The organism is Bacillus sp. PK3_68, assembly GCF_003600835.1.
In the GTDB taxonomy this organism is placed as follows: domain Bacteria; phylum Bacillota; class Bacilli; order Bacillales; family Domibacillaceae; genus Pseudobacillus.
In genome coordinates, this window is record NZ_NQYC01000001.1 from 680,926 (window position 1) to 699,714 (window position 18,789).

At 37.0% G+C, this 18,789-nt stretch carries 18 protein-coding genes and 2 pseudogenes; 4 read left to right on the top strand and 16 right to left on the bottom strand.

The annotated features are described in order from the left end of the window. Positions 1-236: 236 nt before the first annotated feature. Positions 237-1,685: an MDR family MFS transporter gene (locus CJ483_RS03525; protein ID WP_120031982.1), complete on the bottom strand. Its 1,449-nt coding sequence runs from the start codon at positions 1,683-1,685 to the stop codon at positions 237-239. Between the two features lie 123 nt (positions 1,686-1,808). Here CJ483_RS03525 and CJ483_RS03530 point away from each other — a divergent pair, with 123 nt between their 5' ends. Next, positions 1,809-2,669: a TetR/AcrR family transcriptional regulator gene (locus tag CJ483_RS03530; RefSeq protein WP_182916953.1), complete on the top strand. Its 861-nt coding sequence runs from the start codon at positions 1,809-1,811 to the stop codon at positions 2,667-2,669. 423 nt (positions 2,670-3,092) lie between these two features. On the opposite strand, the gene CJ483_RS03535 is transcribed toward CJ483_RS03530, so the two are convergent. Continuing rightward, entirely contained in the window at positions 3,093-3,341 is a 249-nt protein-coding gene (locus tag CJ483_RS03535; protein WP_120031986.1) for a DUF3006 family protein, read from the bottom strand. Next, entirely contained in the window at positions 3,338-4,906 is a 1,569-nt protein-coding gene (locus tag CJ483_RS03540) for an S-layer homology domain-containing protein (RefSeq protein ID WP_120031988.1), read from the bottom strand. The genes CJ483_RS03535 and CJ483_RS03540 overlap by 4 nt, the downstream gene beginning before the upstream one ends. 1,241 nt (positions 4,907-6,147) lie before the next feature. On the opposite strand from CJ483_RS03540, the gene CJ483_RS03545 reads away from it, so the two are divergent. After that, entirely contained in the window at positions 6,148-6,966 is an 819-nt protein-coding gene (locus CJ483_RS03545; protein WP_120031990.1) for an STAS domain-containing protein, read from the top strand. A gap of 64 nt (positions 6,967-7,030) precedes the next feature. Here the strand turns inward: CJ483_RS03545 and CJ483_RS03550 are convergent, their stop codons facing one another. Then, positions 7,031-7,213 (bottom strand): hypothetical protein, encoded by a 183-nt coding sequence (locus CJ483_RS03550; RefSeq protein ID WP_120031992.1) that lies wholly within the window; start codon positions 7,211-7,213, stop codon positions 7,031-7,033. A 131-nt stretch (positions 7,214-7,344) separates the two neighbouring features. Between CJ483_RS03550 and CJ483_RS03555 the strand changes: the two genes are divergently transcribed. After that, positions 7,345-7,848 (top strand): DinB family protein, encoded by a 504-nt coding sequence (locus CJ483_RS03555; RefSeq protein ID WP_120031994.1) that lies wholly within the window; start codon positions 7,345-7,347, stop codon positions 7,846-7,848. A gap of 271 nt (positions 7,849-8,119) precedes the next feature. On the opposite strand, the pseudogene CJ483_RS03560 reads toward CJ483_RS03555, so the two are convergent. The 3 genes and pseudogenes from CJ483_RS03560 to CJ483_RS03570 all read right to left on the bottom strand — a co-directional run bounded on the left by CJ483_RS03560 (position 8,120) and on the right by CJ483_RS03570 (position 10,150). Then, positions 8,120-8,691: pseudogene (locus tag CJ483_RS03560) on the bottom strand (dihydrofolate reductase family protein). A 216-nt stretch (positions 8,692-8,907) separates the two neighbouring features. Then, positions 8,908-9,393: an NUDIX domain-containing protein gene (locus CJ483_RS03565; protein ID WP_120031996.1), complete on the bottom strand. Its 486-nt coding sequence runs from the start codon at positions 9,391-9,393 to the stop codon at positions 8,908-8,910. A gap of 172 nt (positions 9,394-9,565) precedes the next feature. Beyond that, the gene (locus CJ483_RS03570) at positions 9,566-10,150 is read right to left on the bottom strand and encodes a TetR/AcrR family transcriptional regulator (RefSeq protein WP_120031999.1); all 585 of its coding nucleotides are present in this window, start codon (positions 10,148-10,150) and stop codon (positions 9,566-9,568) included. 150 nt (positions 10,151-10,300) lie between these two features. Here CJ483_RS03570 and CJ483_RS03575 point away from each other — a divergent pair, with 150 nt between their 5' ends. Beyond that, a complete protein-coding gene (locus tag CJ483_RS03575) occupies positions 10,301-11,035 on the top strand; it encodes a glucose 1-dehydrogenase (protein ID WP_120032001.1) in 735 nt (244 codons plus the stop codon). A 116-nt stretch (positions 11,036-11,151) separates the two neighbouring features. On the opposite strand, the gene CJ483_RS03580 is transcribed toward CJ483_RS03575, so the two are convergent. From CJ483_RS03580 to CJ483_RS03620, 9 genes and pseudogenes are all read right to left on the bottom strand, one after another. After that, on the bottom strand, positions 11,152-11,655 hold the full coding sequence (locus CJ483_RS03580; protein ID WP_120032003.1) for a HEAT repeat domain-containing protein: 504 nt from the start codon (positions 11,653-11,655) through the stop codon (positions 11,152-11,154). Positions 11,656-11,902: 247 nt separating this feature from the next. After that, complete coding sequence (locus CJ483_RS03585) at positions 11,903-12,901, bottom strand: HAAS signaling domain-containing protein (RefSeq protein ID WP_120032005.1); 999 nt, start codon at positions 12,899-12,901, stop codon at positions 11,903-11,905. Beyond that, entirely contained in the window at positions 12,888-13,235 is a 348-nt protein-coding gene (locus CJ483_RS03590) for a PadR family transcriptional regulator (protein WP_120032007.1), read from the bottom strand. Before CJ483_RS03590 ends, CJ483_RS03585 begins: the two co-directional genes overlap by 14 nt. Before the next feature lie 525 nt (positions 13,236-13,760). Then, complete coding sequence (locus CJ483_RS03595) at positions 13,761-13,958, bottom strand: hypothetical protein (protein WP_120032009.1); 198 nt, start codon at positions 13,956-13,958, stop codon at positions 13,761-13,763. Between the two features lie 15 nt (positions 13,959-13,973). Next, entirely contained in the window at positions 13,974-15,359 is a 1,386-nt protein-coding gene (locus tag CJ483_RS03600) for an NAD(P)-binding domain-containing protein (protein WP_120032011.1), read from the bottom strand. Between the two features lie 98 nt (positions 15,360-15,457). Then, positions 15,458-15,904 (bottom strand): MarR family winged helix-turn-helix transcriptional regulator, encoded by a 447-nt coding sequence (locus tag CJ483_RS03605; RefSeq protein ID WP_120032013.1) that lies wholly within the window; start codon positions 15,902-15,904, stop codon positions 15,458-15,460. A gap of 472 nt (positions 15,905-16,376) precedes the next feature. Further along, positions 16,377-16,795: pseudogene (arsC, locus tag CJ483_RS03610) on the bottom strand (arsenate reductase (thioredoxin)). 36 nt (positions 16,796-16,831) lie between these two features. Further along, entirely contained in the window at positions 16,832-18,130 is a 1,299-nt protein-coding gene (locus CJ483_RS03615) for an arsenic transporter (RefSeq protein WP_120032015.1), read from the bottom strand. 19 nt (positions 18,131-18,149) lie between these two features. Further along, positions 18,150-18,497: an ArsR/SmtB family transcription factor gene (locus CJ483_RS03620; RefSeq protein WP_120032017.1), complete on the bottom strand. Its 348-nt coding sequence runs from the start codon at positions 18,495-18,497 to the stop codon at positions 18,150-18,152. Between the last annotated feature and the right edge of the window lie 292 nt (positions 18,498-18,789).

Consider the following 18,789-nt stretch of genomic DNA (forward strand, 5'->3'; position numbering starts at 1 on the left):
AAACCCTTCTCTATAAAGAGAGGAAATTCCGGCTTGTCTTTTTTATAAATGGTTTAACTTTATTTCGAAGCCGCAATGGATTCTCTCAACCTATACATTACGATCACTTTCAGGGTCTATTGCCCCACCCTGATTCTTTCTCCTTCTTCCTTTCCCAAACTTCCTCAGTGGAAACAGCTTTTTCGCACCTGCACCGTCCAGGTTTAATTCAATTTGCTAAATAGGTGCTGATTTTATCATTCCTCTTTTCTTGTATCTGTTGGTGGCTTTATGAAAAAGGATAGAACAAATGCAAGAATGATTAGAATAAAAGCAGACAGGAAACCATGGTTCAGTCCATCCAATAATGCGAGTAGAGAAACATCTTCGGACTTTTCTGGATGATTGCTAGAATACCCAGCAACGGTAGCCGACATTACCCCTACCATTATGGCTGCACCAAGTGATGCAAACACTTGACGAACAGTATTATTAATTGCCGAACCATGACTTATTAAACGATTTGGCAAAGCATTGATCCCTGCTGTAGCCAAAGGCATCATAACTAATCCCATGCCTAACATCCTTAAAGAATAGAGACAAATAATCCACCAAATAGGTGTATCCTTAGTCAGCAGCAGGAAAGGGAACGTGGCCAGGGATAGGATAAACATTCCTAGCATAGATATTTTTTTAATCCCATATTTATCGAATATTTTCCCTGCAATCGGTGAAATAATCCCTAATACTAGCGCACCAGGAAGTAATATTAGACCTGATTGAAATGCTGAATACCCTTGTATTGATTGTGTATAAATCGGTAAAAGAATCTCTGAGCCAATCATTGTCATAAAAATAATAGAAACAATGACTGTAGACAAAGTAAAGGTTCTACTCTTAAATACCCTTAACTCCAAAACTGGTTGTGCTAATTTTAATTGACGATGAGAAAATATTGCTATTACTACAAGGCCGATTACACAAGAAGTGAATACAACATTATTTTCCCATCCTCTGTTTCCAGCAGTGCTTATTCCATAGAGAAGTGAACCTAAGCCTAGGCTACTAAGAATAATGGAAAAGATATCTATTTTTGCTTTTGTTACATTAATAATGTTTTTCATATACAAGAATGCTAGCAATATATTCATTCCGACGATTGGAAGGATTATATAAAATAAGTAATGCCAATCATAATTATCAACAATCCAACCGGATAGAGTTGGGCCAATTGCAGGAGAAAAAGCGATTACTATTCCTACTAACCCCATTGCTTCCCCACGTCGATTAGCTGGAAACACCAAAAATATTAACGTTTGCATTAAAGGTATCATTAATCCCGAACCAATAGCTTGAATAACACGCCCTACAAGCAGCGTGCTAAATGTAGTACTTAATGCACAAATGACAGTACCTACGGCAAAACTTCCCATCGCTCCAAAAAATAAGCCTCTATTAGTAATTAAATTTAGCAAAAATGCTGAAATAGGAATCATGATACCACTGATTAACATAAATGCTGTGATAAGCCATTGTGCATGATTAGCATTGATATCTAAATCGATCATGATTTTTGGCAAAGCAGTAACCAATAAGGTTTGATTAATAATGGTTAAAAAAGTTCCAACCATTAAAACCAGTACAAAGCCAGCTCTTTTAAAGTGTTTTCCATTTATATCAACTGGTTGTGTGTGAATGTTTTCCATAATATTTATGCTCCTTTACCCCTTTTTGAACTAACGTATATTTTTTTATACTTAAGTTCATTTTTATTATAATATGGTATAGTAATACTAATGTCAATAATTGTTTTAGGGAGGGAATGCGGCATGAGTAAAAAAGAGCAAATCATTGAAGCAGCAAAACAATTGTTTCGAACAAAAGGTTATCATGATACTTCAATTCAAGATATCTTGGAACATTCCAAAGTTTCTAAAGGCACATTTTATAATTACTTTGCTACGAAATCACAATTAATTCTTTATATTATTCAAAAAGTTGATGCAAAAGTTGAAGAACAACAAAACTTGTTATTATTGGAAGGAAACCCTTTTGATAAGCAAATTTTTTATTCTCAGCTGCGAGTAAAACACTCCATCTATGGGACTGAGAAGATTGCAGAGCTATATAATATCTCATTGGGGGAAAATGATGAGTCATTAAAAAAATATATGGCGGAAAGTCATTATAAAGAGCTTGATTGGCTGGCAAAACGGTTAATAGAAGTTTATGGTAGAGAAATAGAAGAAAGTGCAATGGATTTATCTACCCATTTTATTGGAGGATTAGGTTATCAATTTAGATATTCTGATCAAATGAAGCTGAATCTTAATAGTTCCGATATATTGGACTACAATATTTTGCGATTAGAAAAAAACATTGAAATAACAAAGGAATCTAATCAAGTTCTCTTTCCATATAAGTCACCTGATTCAGTTGAAAATCCAGAAATAGCTATCGATAAAATACAAAAGTTACTTAAAAAAGTAATAAATGATTATGAGGTGTCTAAAGAAGAAAAAGAATTGATTGATTTTATTTTGGATGAGTCCCAAAACTCATATGTAAGATGGAGTGTTTGTGAAGGAGCTATTCGACAATTAAAAATAATATCCTCCTCTCATTCAAATAATGAGCAAATATTTAATGAAGTGTTTAATATTATAAATAGACAAAATAAAAACAGTTAAAAATTGTTTAATTAAAATAAAGATTGAGCATTAGATATTGAGTTGGAATTCCCCCTTAAAATGGGACAAGTAAAAACACCTTTAAGTTGAAATGAGGATGTCGGATACCTAAATACAACTTGGAGGTGTTTTTTGTGAATAAAAGAGTGAGTTATCTGGCAGAAGTCCAGTTAAAGGCAGCAGAGACGAGAAGGACCGGATCAGTTATTAAAACCTCAACGAAGAGATAACGAAACAGAACAACCGCCGATAGTCCCCAATCAAATCGTTTTACGCCTCACTAAAGCCAGAAAATATTCGTATTCAATCCAAACTAAACAGCCAGTCACCCGATACACTATCGGCAACTGGCTTCTTAAAGGCGTTTTGGTCCCTGTCTCAATTATGGGGTCTATTCCCCCTATAGAGTGGGCTTGTTTTAAACTAATTATCTCGGTCTAACAATTCTTTTTTTAGAGCACGAACTTGTTTGAGAATATCTTCTTTTTCATCCTCCAAACATTCTAGCTTTAATTTTCCACTCTCTTCTTCAATTGAAATGAGGTCTCCTTCTTTAACATCAAAAGAGAATGTCTCGATAGTAATTAATTCCTCAATGGATTCATCTTCACGATATAGCAGTTTGGCTACCCCTTTTTCAATGGAATCAATGGTATATTTTCCAGTTCTCATGATCTTTCACAAGCCCATCCATCATTGTCACGGTCGTGTTTAGATTCATATGCTGGATGACCTTTCTTTACTCCATCCGGATAGACCTTTCTCATCTCCGTACAATTTTGGAACTTTGTTGGAGTTGGAGCTGGTGTTGGAGCCGGAACTGGTTCTGGCGTTGGTTTTGGCTCGGGTGCCGGGACCGAATTCTGAACAGGCGCTGATGGCACTTGCTTCATAAAAACATAACTGCCATCTGTCCAAGTTTGAATTTGACCATTCGGTGTTGATACGATGTGTGCCCCAATGTTTTTTAAACGGTTCACGACAACAGATTTCGGATGGCCATATTGATTGTTCTCTCCATATGACAGAACACCATAATCCGGCTTAACTTCATTTACCAACGCTTGGGATGTACCAGTGTCCGACCCATGATGAGAAGCTTTTAAGACCTCTGCATCCAAATCGTACTGATCCACTAACAAGGCTTCTACTCTTGTATCTGTATCACCTGTAAGAAGATAATCAGACTCTCCATAACTAACCATAAGTACAATTGATCCTTCATTTGAATCACTTGCATGGCTATTAACATAAAGTACTTTCACAGAAACACTAGAATCTAATGTAATGTTTTGCCCTACTTGTGCCACTTTAAATGATGCGCCAGTTGCTTTTACAGCGTTTAAATAATCAAGATAGATTTGAGTGGTATGCTCCTGACCAGAATCTACAACATTCTTAACCTTATAGTTTTCAATCACGTAATTTGCTCCGCCAATATGATCAGCATCAGGGTGTGTAGCTACAAACGTATCAATCGCTGAAATATTAAGTGAAGCTAATTCTCTTTTCACCTCATCATCGGAACGACCAGCATCGACTAGCATGGCTTTTCCATTAGGAAATTTAATGAGAATCGCATCTCCCTGTCCAACATTTAAAAAATCAACTTTAAGGGTTGGACGCTTTGTGTTATCAATGAACACCGGGTTTAACGAGCGTGACATAAATGCTGCAAACTGGCCACGGGTTACTGCAATGTTAGGACGATATGTATGATCTGGATACCCTGCTGTAATACCAGCTGCTATGATTTTTCCGATAAATGGATAGGCAGCTGAATTTTTTGAAACATCTTTAAAATTAACTGCAGCTGAGTCACTGAGTTTAAAAGCACGTGCCAAGAAGATAGCTAATTGACCACGGGTTACTGTTTCATTTGGACGATAAGATCCATCTGGAAAGCCAGTGATAATTCCGGTTTTTACAGCAGAATCGATGTAACCAGAGGCTACATTATTTGCGTCAACGTCTGAAAACGTTGTTTGTCGTTTTGTACCATCAAGTTTAAGTGACCTTCCAATCATAATGGCCGCCTGTGCCCGGGTTACCTTATCATCAGGTCCAAACCGTCCATCTGAATAACCTGAAATGATGCTTTTTCCTGATAGATAGTTAATCTCATTGAAAAATCGGTAATTCACTGAGACATCTTTAAAAGATGCTGCACTTGCACTCGGTATGAGGACACTCAATGCAAGAAGAAAGCTCAAAAAAAATACGATAGCCTTTTTCAAATTATTTCCCCCTCTTTTAATAACTGTTCGATTATAGCATAATATGCCATGTTAAAATCAGGGAAATATTTCCATAAAAACAACCTATCTATCTAAAATTAAGCCCTACTCATACGAGCGGGACCTTTCTTATGGCTCTTGTCTTATTTGTGGTTTAAAAAGCCAAGGATTCTATTGGGTGATCATTGCAGGTTTTACAGTGTCAAACATACCGGTTCTTTTCTTTTTAGCAAATGTTTATAATCTAATTTGCCGCCAATTAAGTTGGCTTGCTTCTCTGTTTTTTGATTCGTTTTAAATACACCTTATTGTTTAACCAAACCACTCATTTTGACTTAGTTTTCAAAATTCGTTACAACATAAACCCTCCTATATGTTTAAAGTTTGTGACTCACTTTGCCAAGCGGGTCTTTTTGTATTGTGTTGATCTCAATAATGTCATCTCTTATAAAGATTTCATTGTATAAAGTATCCCCCAACATGTTCCATCTGATTGATCATATTTGCATAACCGTTTTCATCATGCGAGTAATTACTGGGTGTTCAATATCCAGCTATTCCCCTTCTTCCTTACGGATAATGTATCACTTCCCATAAAAGGTAAAATATGTTATAATAATTTTAATTCGCCTATATGGCGGTGAGCTACTCCGATTAGCTTGCCGCTTTTTCTTTTGAAGCGAAATAACGTTTTTAGCTTCAAACTCCGCTGATAAAAGTAAAACCGGATTATCCCTCACCTCTCTAACAGATTTCTCACTTCAGAATCCTTCATTAAACGACTTGCCGATAAATCAAAATACATGTTGACTGCCCCTCCCTTCCGATAATCTCTCTAGCGTGGTATTCAAGCTATCGATGAACACCATGGCCTCAAGCAGCTCGCCCATCATTTGAGTAATGCCTTCTTTTTCATTTTCACTAATAACGCTAGGCGGTTTAGCTAAACAGACGGTTCGGATTTAAAGGGTGCCTTGAGTGCCTGCTATATTATTTTGTTGTTACCGCTGCACCGCATACTTTGGCGCAAAAGAATATAACAAGACAAAGAAGTCTGTTACTCATACTGAAAATGTGGCGGAAGAAGTTCCTAATAACTAGGCAAGTGAATACGAAAAATACCTCCTATCACCGTCCAATCGATTAAATTCTAAAATTTTATTTTTTAAATAATGTGGTTTAATAAATAAAGAAAAGTGGTAGAAGTTTACGTGGAGTTAGATATAAAGGGGGAGTATAAAGTGACGTCTCTACAATCGTTTGAATTGAAAGAATTTTTCGAAAGTAACACTAAGGAATTTGAAGAGAAGTTACTATCTGAGGCTGTCAATGTAAAGGATAAAATCGATGAAATTCTGGCAATCGGAAATATTGACCTTATAAAAAATGCCCATAACCTAGTTGTTTATATTATTGAAGGGAAAGAAAGAGAACTTCAATTATTTGCGAAACAAGAAGGAATAGCGTGGGCTACTCACTCCCTCACCTTATCATTCAAATTGGAGTGGGTACAAGCCATCCGGAGAACTCTGTGGAATTTTATAGAGCAGTATAACGAGTTAGCAGATAAACAGACGACGTTGAACTTTTTCCGTCTGGAAAAGGAAATTAATAACCGGGTTGATACATTTTTAAATACTTTTTTTATTAATTATTCTACATATAAGGATTCCCTGCTTACTGCTCAGAGAGAGTTGGTCGAAAATCTATCGGTTCCCATTATTCCGATCAATGCCTCGATCTGTATTTTGCCTTTGATTGGTTCGGTTGATACTTTTCGAACGTCAGTCCTTGAGGAAAAGGTTCTAACTGAAATTGGTGTATCCCGCATCCAAACTTTAATCATGGATTTGTCAGGCATCGCCGATATGGAACCTGAGGTCATTGACCATTTAACGAAAGTTATCAATGGCGCTGCCCTCATGGGATGTAAAACGGTCATTACCGGATTAAGAGCAGAAGTCGTGAGAAAAATGATACATCAGGACCTCTCATTTGATCATACGACCAAAACACTGGGTACGTTGCAACAAGCATTAAAAGAGTACTTAATAAGCTAAAGAGACCCTAAATGTATCAGCAATAGCGCTGCTAAAGCCCCCTTTAAGGGGCTTTTTTCTTTACCTAATCTGCAGCTTCTTGACCTGTGCTAGTAACAGTCTGTTGCCTCAAAGCCCCATTCAGAATCTTATTCCACTCTGTCATTCCGCTCTTTAAGCTTTCTTCGGTATTGTATCTGAAATTCACCAACTGATATTTTTCCGTTAAAGCATTTCTCCATTGTTTTTTATATTTGTTTTCTAACATTTTTATCCTCTTCTCCGACTGGCGACATACATTATAATGAAGTCGTTTAATTTTATTCTCCATATTAATAATTACAAGGAAAATTTAAAGATTTAGCGAAATTATTATGTAAAAAGCTTAGGGGGTTCAGTATGTTTCAAACATTAGATCATTTCTTAAAATCTTGGGAGTATGAAGCAGGGGTCACTCAGAAATTACTAAATAATTTAACTGATGAATCACTCAAACAGGAGATTACCTCACAGAATTGGACTTTAGGACGGATTGCGTGGCATACCGTTGCTGCTATCCACATCATTGCCTCAAACACAAATTTAAGGTTTGAAGCTATTTCTGAAGATTGGCCTGTTCCTACCTCATCACGTTTTATAGCAGACAGCTATCATCAAGCTAGCGAGGCATTTGTACAGGCATTAAAAACTCAATGGACAGACAGTACTTTGCAAGAGCCTATAGATTTTCTAGGTAAAAAAATGCCAAATGGCTCTCTTTTGATGTTTTTGATTCAACACCAAAACCACCATCGAGGACAAATGACTGTTCTTATGCGACAAGCAGGGTTACTCGTTCCTGGCATTTATGGCCCATCAAAAGAAGAATGGGCTAATTTTGGTATGGAAGCTCCCAAAATGTAACCTACTCCATAGGCATTTCGTTTTTGACAAAACACAAAGTAACAGATAGATAAGAGCTTGGTGAAAATATATTGAATAAGGTGAAAGAATCCCACTGAAGACATAACCATACAGTGGGATTTTCGTTTCGATTACATGATGTCCATGAATGATGACTATCCTAGTGAGAATAGATAGAGTGTTCTGTTCGATATCAATGGAACTCTTTCCAAATGTAACATTTAAGTTTAAGTTCGATTAAAAGCTCCTTCTATCTTCGAAATGGGTTGTGCTATTTATTTTCATCTAAATGATAGATTAATTGTACAACTCCAGAAGAAAATGTTCTTGTATCAACCATCTTTAAATTTAACCTTTCCTCTATATCACCAAACAAAGGTTTTCCCTCTCCCAAAACAACAGGGTGAACAGATAATCTAAATTCGTCAACGAGCCCTAAATTGACAAAAGTGGCAATAAGACTTGAACCCCCATATAGCCAGATGTCTTTACCAGGCTGATTTTTAATTTATTTACTTCTTCAAGAATATGATCATTTATGAATATCGCTTTATTATCTGTGCTCTTTTGAGTTTTGGAGAACACATACTTTTCTTTGCTATGGATTAATCTCCAAAGTTCTTTTTCAGTATCATCATCTTCCGTTTTTGGAGTAAATTCTCCCCATAATTCATAACTTTTCCGCCCATACAAAATAGTATCAATCTGATTTAAGAAATTAACGAACTCCATCTCAGAATCCATGATACACCAGTCAACTTCTCCATTTGCTCCTTCGATAAAACCATCTAAAGTAACCGCTAAATCTAAAATAATTCTTCTTCGTTTTCCACTGCTGGACATCATTCTTTCTCCCTTCAAATTTTTTGGAAATAATAACAACAATCATAGCTTTTCGGTTAGAAACTATAGTCCTTCCTTTGGGCAACCTGGTACACATTTAGTTTGAAGCAAGATATTTCAGAAATAGGCACTTTAGGTGAACAAACAGCAAAAAGAAGCTCCTGATGAAGAGCCTTTTCTGTATCCAATAATAGAGGTTATATTATACAATATAAATCAATTTAATTCTAAACGGAGCCTACCTAGACTATGATCCTCAATTAAGTTGATGCTTCTTTTATTTTCATGATAGTCATTGATTTCCTGGCTAATATTGGGTATCAGCAAAATGGAGTCTAACTCCTCTAGAGAAATCCACTTGACCGCCGATTGATGTGGATCAGGATACTTGGACAACCGTGCCAGCGAATTATTCTTTATGCTACATTCAAAAATGAGATGCAATGCGTGTTGCTCATTGAGATGATAATCGCCCGATTGTTTATGAGGAGCAAATTCATAGATTAGTGCCAGCGGCCCTACATCAACATGAGCTGCAGTTTCTTCTACCACTTCTCTTGCAACCCCCTCAATGATCGTTTCACCAGGCTCTAGTCCTCCACCCGGCAAATTATAATGAATCCCATTTTCATCATATTCCACTAAAAGTACAGAGTTATGTTCAATAATTAGACCCGTACATCGAATTCTTATATGTGACAAGATTTCACCTCATTTAAAATACTGTTTTAAGACAATTTTATGTGAAGCCCAAACAGCAGAGACTTTTCAAAGAGAGGTTCACCATTTTTCCAGCTGCAAATCTCAAAGATGGAAATTCCTCATAATTCTCAGGATAACCGCTTCTTTTTCATTCAAAATAATGGGCTAGCGATTATTCGTCAAGAACAATAGCCTCTTTAAACATCTTGCTTTGAAGATGGGCTAATTTTTTCGCCATAACTTCGGGAGAATCTTTGAAATCCTGGTGAATCCAGTACATAAAAAAGCCCAGGCTGCCGTATGTTAAGAAGTAGTTTAGTGCAGGGATTTCAACTTCAGTTGCCTCACCTAGTTTTAGTTCGAGACTAGATGTTTGAACTAGACTTTCACAAAATTGATTCTGTGATCCCGGGAGCACTTCCCCTTTTAAAATGAGTGAGAAAACGAATTGATTTTGATAAATAAATTCAAAAATAGGGAGATGGCGATGTTCATCATCTGCCGAAAAGCGCTCTACACTGCGATACCCTTCACGAAAGTGAGCAATTAATTCTGTTAAATAGTCATCGAAGATTGCAGCCAATAAATCGTGTAAATCTTTATAATGCGAATAAAAGGTTACCCGATTACATTTGGCATAGTGCGCTACCTCTGTAATAGTAAGATCGTTTAACTCCTTTTCCTTCAATAATTGTAGTAACGCATTTTTTAAATTTTTTTGCGTACGAGCTGAGCGACGGTCTTCGCTGTTTGCCATTTATCGATATCTCCTTTAAAAAGAAACTTTCTATTACATTTTATTATGACATCAATCTTTTTATTGGACAAACACTCGTTTTATCTGTTAATTTACAAATGTAGTTTATCTTTATTATCTTGCCATGATGTTTATAGGAGGAGTAAAAACATGACTCGCTTAGAAGGAAAAATTGCCATTATCACAGGTGCTGCTCAAGGTATGGGTGCCGCACATGCTCAAAGATTCATTGAAGAAGGCGCAAAGGTTGTTTTAACAGACTTAAACGAAGAAAAAGGTAAAGCTTTTGCGGCAGAACTTGGCGAAAATGCTTTATTTGTAAAACAGAACGTAACAAGTGCTGAAGATTGGGCAAATGTAGTGGCTGAAACAGAAAAAGCCTTTGGTTCAGTAAATGTTTTAGTCAACAACGCGGGTATCACAATGGCAAAATCTATATTAGAAGTAACGGAAGAGGAATATCGTCGGATCGTAGACATCAACCAAGTTTCCGTCTTTTTAGGTATGAAAGCAGTTATCCCAGCCATGCAAAAAGCAGGCGGCGGTTCCATCGTCAATATTTCATCAATGAATGGTATTGTTGCGGGAGCAATAGGTTATACAGATACAAAATTTGCTGTGCGTGGTATGACAAAAGCGGCTGCAATCGAGTGTGCTAATTACGGAATTCGTGTGAATTCGGTGCATCCGGGTGTCATCGCCACACCAATGGTTGTTCAAGAAGATACCAAAGCAGCAGTGGAAGAGTTCTCTAAACATATTCCTATAAAGCGCGTGGCCCAACCGGAAGAAGTTTCAAGCTTAGTGGTTTACTTGGCCTCTGAGGAGTCCAGCTATTCAACAGGTTCTGAATTCATTGTTGATGGCGGCTTAACAGCTATGTAATGCGAGCGTCATGACATTGGCAGCAATAAAAGGTAAAAGGTGATACAGAAACTTGTATCACCTTTATACATAACCTCTTCAAAAGCTGCCACTATGGATGTATTACTTTTATGATTTTAGTTACATTTTTTGAAAGAAGAAAAGGTTTCTAAGGCATCTGAGAGTATTCCCTCCTGCCTCTCTATTTCATTTAATTTCTCTTTTACTTGTAGAATACACTTACATAAGATTTCATCTGGTATTTTACCGTTAATTGCCTTTATTAATTGATGAGCTTGAGCTTGCACTTCAAAGTTTCCATTGATCAAATGATCAACTAATGTTTCTAAATGTGCTGAACAATCAAAAGGTTCCAGTGCATATAACAGGGTCCCTCTATTTCCCAAAGTTTTTGGATCATTAATTACTTCTATTAGCGGTTGTACTGCCTCTTCATTTCCTATATCACTTAATGTCAAAGCAATGGAGTTTCTCAATAAGGCATTTCCTGTACTCTTTAAATATTCAATAAGCAAAGGGACAGCCTCTATATTTTTGCTTCTACCCATCTCCTTTAACATGATTTCAGCTTCATCAAACATATCATTTTCTAATACCAATCTTAATGAATGGATATCCATGTAATTTATCCAAACTCCTTATCACTGACAGTAATTAACTTAATTATATCACGGTTTTTCTCTAATGATCTTGCCTCCATAGCCAATAGACGAAACTTTCAATCAATATTATTTATAATTTATCGATCTTTATTTTGAACAATCCAGCTGGTAAAATAACGATCATCATTTCGTGCAATAAAAAAAGCCGACAATCTTAATTGACCATCAGCTTGAACCCCCGTTATTTTTAATAAGCAAATAGAGATTAATAAATTCTCGCCTTGCGGAAACCGTCAAACACACTGATAGCTGCCGATACAACGAAGAAGAAAATCCCTCCACCAACGATCCACATTGTAAATTCGTTAGCGGTAACAGTAAATAAATTTGTCATATATCTAACGAAATCTTTGCTGAGTATATCCGGATTACTCAATATGACAATGAAGACGATGCTTGCGATTAGTTGGAGAATAGCGTTGCACATAGCTATTCTTTTTGTCCATTGTCCCTTTATTAACTTGTAAAGCGATAATGCTATTTCTAATCCGATCATAACCACAACGATCGGCCAATATCCTAACAAAACCTCTTGATTTAATGCTGGGGCCACGAATTCTAGTCTGCCCCCTTCTCCTTCGTACACACCCAAAAGATAATTTGCATAAAAGTAAAAGGTTGCCCAAATCGCCGTCCACATTAAGCTTCCAAATACTTCGATCTTTGAAATAGCTTTTTTCTTAGGGATGTATGAGATGTTTTTTAAATCATCAGGTGTCCATTTCTTAAGGCTCGCTGTTAATGGATGTTCATCTTTTCCTTTATCTGTTCTTTCTAAAACGGCAAACACAAGTGTTAGCCAAAAGAATACCTGGATTACCACTTCAATGATCCTCCATACGCCAAAACCCATAATATCTAAAACGACATTTGCTATTGCTTCTTCACCACGGTAACCTACAAAATATTCAGCAATCATCGAGATGAACGAAATGGCAACGGCAATTGGTAAAATCATTTTAAGCAACGTAACATATACATCAAAATAGCGTGGACCAATTAAATGCATTGGCTGATCGCGATACCTACTAGCCAATACGACTGGACTCCCTAATTTTTCAAGAATCGTCTTTATCTCTTCTTCACTGGGATCATCAGGCAGCATATCCTCAATTGTAGATCGTAACTCAAGTGCAATATCCTCACGATTTTTTTCCGGAAGCCTTCGAGTAACTTCCCGAATGTAAATCTCAATCAGATTCATTGTCTTCCTCCCCCTTTAATAAGCTGTAAAGCTCTTTTGAATTCTTCATCCATTCTCTTTTTAACTGCAAAAATATGTCTAGCCCGTATTCGCTTAAAACGTAATATTTACGGGGTCTACTTTCAGAGGTATCCCAACTACTCGATACTAACTCCTGTTTCTCTAATCTACGAAGCAATGGATACAAGGTACTTTGATCAATGGTTACACCTGACTGTTCCAGTAATTGGACGAGTGAATATCCATATTGGGGGGTTCGCAACTGACTCAAAACCGCTAAAGTCAAAGTCCCTCTTCTAAGCTCTGTTGTTAATGAATTTAATAAATTACTCATCCACCCACCTCATTTTTACTATATGTCATACAGTATCTAACTTATACTATGCATCATACACTATTATTGTTCCGCAATCAATTAAAATTATCATATTTTAAATAGTAATCAAAAAATTCACTCAAGACAGATCGGTTGAAGCGTGTGCAGTCCACAGATCTTTCACTAAAGGCGAAGGCGATCTGTATTCTGATATTAACTTTTATATATTTACCGACAAAGATAAAGCAGAGAATATCAGCTCAAGCCATTGGATTTCTGAAATATATCTCGTTCACTTGATCATTTACAACGATCGTAGAACAGAAACTAACTATCTTTATAGGAACATTGATAATGTGAATAGCCAGGAGGTTAAAACCAATGAGGAACAAATGGATAAGTCTTGGACCAAGCCGTATGGGATGAGTTGTTCTTTATTTTTTTTTGTCTATAAATGACCAATAAAAAAGCATGTTTTAATGATTTTTTAAAACATGCTTTTTCCGTTAAATTGAATGATTGTTTTATAACAGTTATAGGCCTCTATACTCTTAAATCTTCAATGGCTTCTAAAAATTTGGTATAACTTTCTTTCCCAAAAGTATCTTTCTTTCCACTAAAAAATTGCTTAAACATAAACCATTCGGCTTCTTCTAATGTAAAAGAACGAGCATTCATTATGAGCTTTAAATATGAGATAAAATATTCTTTTGATAAAGCTCCTCCATGGTTTACTACCATTCCTGACTCACCTCTTCAGCAATTAGATGTTAGATTACAACATAAATCTTCTGCTTCTCTTGTTGAGATTATAGATAGGCTACATACACCTGTTTCAGGTAAATCAAGCTCTACCTTTTTTGCCCCTTCAAAATCTCCCGTAAGGTAAGCAGCAATAGATCGTACCTGCTCATAGCCAGTAGCCATAAGAAATGTTGGTGCCCGACCATAGCTTTTCGATCCTACAACGTAAAAGTCCTTTTCCAGTTGGCGCAGTTCCTGTTCACCATGTGGGCGAACCGTGCCGCAGCTGTGAATATTCGGATCAATTAGTGACGCAAGAGCTGCCACACTTTCCGTTGTTGAATCCATACGAAGCCTTATTTCCCGCAAGAACGAAAAATCCGGACGGCTTCCAGTGTTGACAATAATATTATCTATCTTTTCGATCTCTACAACGTCATCATTTAAATAGCCAATAATATTTATACGATTATCTTTGTGAACAAGCTGTTGTATTCTGTATGAATTTATCACCTGTATTTGACCTGAATCAACTAATTGATGAATCCGAACACCAAGCTCTCCTCTAGCTTGAAGAGCATCTTTTTCCTCTCCCCCATATGCCTCCTCGACGTTTTTCTTTCTCATGATCCAAATGATTTCCGTGTTAGAATCCACCTCTTTTAATTGAACCAACTCTACTATAGTATTTAAAGCTGAGTGTCCCCCGCCGACTACTGAAACTCGTTTCCCTGCATATTTTACACGGTCCTTTCCCTTTACATCTGGGATGCCGTAGAAAATCTTTTCACTTAATTCCTGTTCTTCCTTTTTCCACACTCCATTAGCATACACGGGATTAGGGTGCCCCCAAGTACCAGATGCATCAACGACAGCTCGCGCTTCATACCGCTCAACCACTCCGCTTTTTTCAACACATATCTCAAATGGGACATTTTCTCTGTTGAACGTCTTCATTTTATCCATCCCTTTTCGACTGACAGACGATACCTTTGTCTCTAAAAGAATGAAAGGTTTAATTTCAGGTAGATTGGCCACTGGCTCTAAGTATTGCTCTACTAGTTCTTTTCCTAAAGGCAAGTCTTCTAAGGAAGGAGCCTTCCAGCCATGCTTTTCCAGTAAGTTTTTAGCCGCTCCATCAATGTTATATTGCCATGGCGAAAATAGTCGCACATGGCCCCATTCAAGAATATTACTGCCCACTTGACTACCAGATTCGAAAAGAATAAACCTTTCTCCCCGCTCAGTTAAGTGAGCTGCTGCTGCTAATCCAATAGGACCGGCACCAATGATAGCTATCGGTAATTTATCTTTTGTATCCTTCCTCTCGTTTTGTGAGCTAGGGGCTGTTTGGCTGCAACAGCCTCTAATATTTTGTTTAACTTCTATTTCTTTCATCAAAACCATCCTCCCTCAACGATTGAATATATAAGCAGCGTGCATTAACTTGCAATTTGCAAGTATTTTTTATTTTTTTGAGCAGGACATCATCCTGCTCAAAGGAGAGGTTTACAGCATACGCTAGTTTTTGCCATACTCTCATTAAGTAATTTAATTGAACGGATTACACTTTCTTTCTCAAGTTCATTCATGTGAGAAAAAACTTCATCCAAATACTCATTCATCGCATGGTCAATTGTTGATGCAATAAATTTCCCTTCTGTTGTGAGGCTAAGAATAGACACTCTACGATCTTTAGTTGCTGGCATTTTTTTTATCAAGCCCAACCTCACTAATGTTTGAATCTGCCTGCTAAAAGTTGTAATGTCCATAGCTAACGTTTCTGCAACTTCTTGCATGGATGGAGCCTTCTGCTTGTCAATTTCATATAAAATATGACTTTGCACAAGGGAAATGTTAGTTTTGCCAACAGAACAGCAGTTTTTATTGAGAAGTCCAAATCTGCGAGTCATTATTTGAAATAGTTCTCTTTTATTTTCCATGTTCCACCTCTTAACGTTATTTATACAACAGTTACTTGCATTTTGCAAGTAACATCCTTTAAAATAAAATGTCATCTGATAAATCAGCGAAAATCTAAATAAGCTTAGAGAGAAAACTAATACGACATCAGATGACCGGAAACAAGTCAAATGCATTTACAAAGCTGGCAGGGTTATAGGAAATGCAACATTTGAAACACAAACACTCACTTATGAAAAGTGGGCAATGGTGCTCATCCAGCTTGTTGTTTTGTCGTTGAAGAAGAAAGTGAAACCCTGGGATGGTGCAAATTAGGTTCTCATTCATCCCTAGGCCAAAAGAGATGGTGTGTGGCGCATACACTATCATTCTAGAGAGAAAAATTACAGTAGTTAGTGCGAATTAAAAAAGGCAGCTTGTAACATGCAGCTGCCTTTTTTAATCACCATATATCAATTTATTCTCTTAATCTATTTCTTTGCCTTTCATGGGCTACTTCCCTGTTTTTGAAAAGTATTCTATTCTTTCGCCAATTTCATCACGTACCCGTTGGAAAAAAGCCCATTTCTCTTCTGTTGTTCCTTCTGTCTTTGCTGGATCATCAAATCCCCAGTGTTCGCGTTGGACTTGCGGCGGCGTAACCGGACATTTATCTGCTGCATCCCCACATAACGTTACGACTAAATCAGCGTTGTTTAATATTTCCTCTTCAATAATATCTGACGTTTGGTTAGAAATATCAATTCCGGCTTCTTTCATTGCTTTAACCGCATTGGGGTTTAATCCATGAGCTTCAATCCCTGCACTATAGACATTCCACTCCTTACCTAAGTATTTTTTGCCCAACCTTCTGCCATTTGACTGCGACAAGAATTACCTGTACATAAGAAATAAATGATTTTTTTGTTCATGTTATTCATCTCCTTTTATGAGCAGACTCATTGCTATTAGTGAATAATCAGCAGCCAGATATATAGCCCTGCCAATGTAAAGAACAGTGTTGGAATGGTCAAAATGATTCCAGTTTTAAAGTACGTTCCCCATGAAATCTTAACCCCTTTTAAAGATAAAACATGCAGCCATAATAGAGTAGCCAAAGAACCAATAGGTGTAATTTTTGGTCCTAAATCCGAACCGATAACATTGGCATAAATAAGAGCTTCTCTAATCACGCTGTTTGTATTGGTATCTGCAATGGCCAGTGCGTCAATCATGACAGTCGGCATGTTATTCATTATTGATGAAAGAACGGCAGCAATGAATCCCATTCCCATGGTAGCTGCAAATAGCCCCTGATCTGCCGCCACCTGAATAACATCTGCTAACACATTTGTCAGCCCTACATTTCTTAAACTGTACACTACCACATACATTCCGATAGAGAAAAAGACAATTGCCCATGGCGCTCCTTTGATTACCGTTGAAGTATTCACAGTTGGACTTCTTCTTGCCATAAATAAAAAGAAAATTGCTACTGCACCCGCAATCATCGAGACGGGAATGTTAAAAAATTCACTGGCAAAGTATCCAACAAGAAGTATCCCTAATACGACCCATGATAAGCGAAACATCTTAGCATCCCGAATGGCTTCTACTGGCTTCTTTAATTGATCTATATCGTAATGCCTTGGAATACTTTTACGGAAAAAGAGATACAAAACCAAAAGGCTGGCTGCCAGAGAAAAGAAATTCGGCACAATCATGCGGGTAGCAAACTCAATAAAGCTAATATTGAAAAAATCGGCTGAAACAATATTAACTAAGTTACTAACCACTAACGGCAAAGAAGTTGTATCTGCAATAAAACCACTAGCTAATATAAATGGAAAGACCATGGCCTCATTAAACTTTAATGCACGAACCATAGCTAGGACAATGGGTGTTAAAATGAGAGCCGCCCCGTCATTAGCAAAAAAGGCGGCTACAAGCGCTCCTAAAAACGCTACATAAACAAACATAAGAGTGCCGTTTCCCTTTGCTGCCCGTGCCATATGTAAAGCTGCCCACTCAAAAAAACCAATCTCATCAAGTATTAAGGAAATAATAATAATAGCAATAAAAGCTAAAGTAGCATTCCAAACAATCTGAGTAACATCTACTACATCCTGAAAGTCAACGACACCGACTAACAAGGCAAGCAATGCTCCTCCACAGGCAGACCAACCAATCGATAAATTTTTTGGTTGCCAAATAACCATCACAAGCGTTACTAAAAAGATTAATGATGCTAATATTGTTGATGTCACAATCTAAACCTCCGATGATTTAATCACAAGAAATACGCAAACCCTTTTCCTTGAGTTCTTCTAAATTCTTTTCTTGACTCGGAAGGTAATCCAAAAGGCTTTGCACAAGTTGATAATGTTCACTTTCTTTATTCATTGAGTAATGAATCCACTGTCCTCGTCGAGTTTCTTTTACTAGTCCTCCATCTCGTAGTTTACGCAAATGCTGACTAATAGCAGGCTGACTGATCTCAAACATTGCTACAAATTCACATACACAACATTCATTCAACTGCAGCAATTTCATCATTGTCAATCGGGTTTTATCTCCAAGTAATTTTAGAACACTTGCCGTGCCTTCAATTTCTACCATTGATTTTATGCTCATTTTCCTCCATACCTCCTGCATCGCTAATCATCATATAATAATATGCTTATATACGCAATTAATTATTAAGTGGATCGCCTATCAAGGAAACTGTAGCCTCCTTCTCAGTGTTACATTCCCTATATGCTACAGCCCCTTGAAAAGAAGCCTTCAAAATTATACCGATCTCAAAAAAACATATCTGAAAAGCGTTGGCAAAGGACCTCTGACTTATCATTTAAAGCATGATTGTGATAAAGACGATGAGTAAGAACTGAATTATAATCAAACTGGACTTCAAAATTGAAGTCCA

What these genes read in the sequence shown, in the direction of transcription:
- CJ483_RS03525 (WP_120031982.1), bottom strand. Translation starts at nt 1,685, where the DNA reads ATGGAAAACATTCACACACAACCAGTTGATATAAATGGAAAACACTTT.
- CJ483_RS03530 (WP_182916953.1), top strand. Translation starts at nt 1,809, where the DNA reads ATGAGTAAAAAAGAGCAAATCATTGAAGCAGCAAAACAATTGTTTCGA.
- CJ483_RS03535 (WP_120031986.1), bottom strand. Translation starts at nt 3,341, where the DNA reads ATGAGAACTGGAAAATATACCATTGATTCCATTGAAAAAGGGGTAGCC.
- CJ483_RS03550 (WP_120031992.1), bottom strand. Translation starts at nt 7,213, where the DNA reads ATGTTAGAAAACAAATATAAAAAACAATGGAGAAATGCTTTAACGGAA.
- CJ483_RS03555 (WP_120031994.1), top strand. Translation starts at nt 7,345, where the DNA reads ATGTTTCAAACATTAGATCATTTCTTAAAATCTTGGGAGTATGAAGCA.
- CJ483_RS03570 (WP_120031999.1), bottom strand. Translation starts at nt 10,150, where the DNA reads ATGGCAAACAGCGAAGACCGTCGCTCAGCTCGTACGCAAAAAAATTTA.
- CJ483_RS03575 (WP_120032001.1), top strand. Translation starts at nt 10,301, where the DNA reads ATGACTCGCTTAGAAGGAAAAATTGCCATTATCACAGGTGCTGCTCAA.
- CJ483_RS03580 (WP_120032003.1), bottom strand. Translation starts at nt 11,655, where the DNA reads ATGGATATCCATTCATTAAGATTGGTATTAGAAAATGATATGTTTGAT.
- CJ483_RS03585 (WP_120032005.1), bottom strand. Translation starts at nt 12,901, where the DNA reads ATGAATCTGATTGAGATTTACATTCGGGAAGTTACTCGAAGGCTTCCG.
- CJ483_RS03590 (WP_120032007.1), bottom strand. Translation starts at nt 13,235, where the DNA reads ATGAGTAATTTATTAAATTCATTAACAACAGAGCTTAGAAGAGGGACT.
- CJ483_RS03595 (WP_120032009.1), bottom strand. Translation starts at nt 13,958, where the DNA reads ATGGTAGTAAACCATGGAGGAGCTTTATCAAAAGAATATTTTATCTCA.
- CJ483_RS03600 (WP_120032011.1), bottom strand. Translation starts at nt 15,359, where the DNA reads ATGAAAGAAATAGAAGTTAAACAAAATATTAGAGGCTGTTGCAGCCAA.
- CJ483_RS03605 (WP_120032013.1), bottom strand. Translation starts at nt 15,904, where the DNA reads ATGGAAAATAAAAGAGAACTATTTCAAATAATGACTCGCAGATTTGGA.
- CJ483_RS03620 (WP_120032017.1), bottom strand. Translation starts at nt 18,497, where the DNA reads ATGAGCATAAAATCAATGGTAGAAATTGAAGGCACGGCAAGTGTTCTA.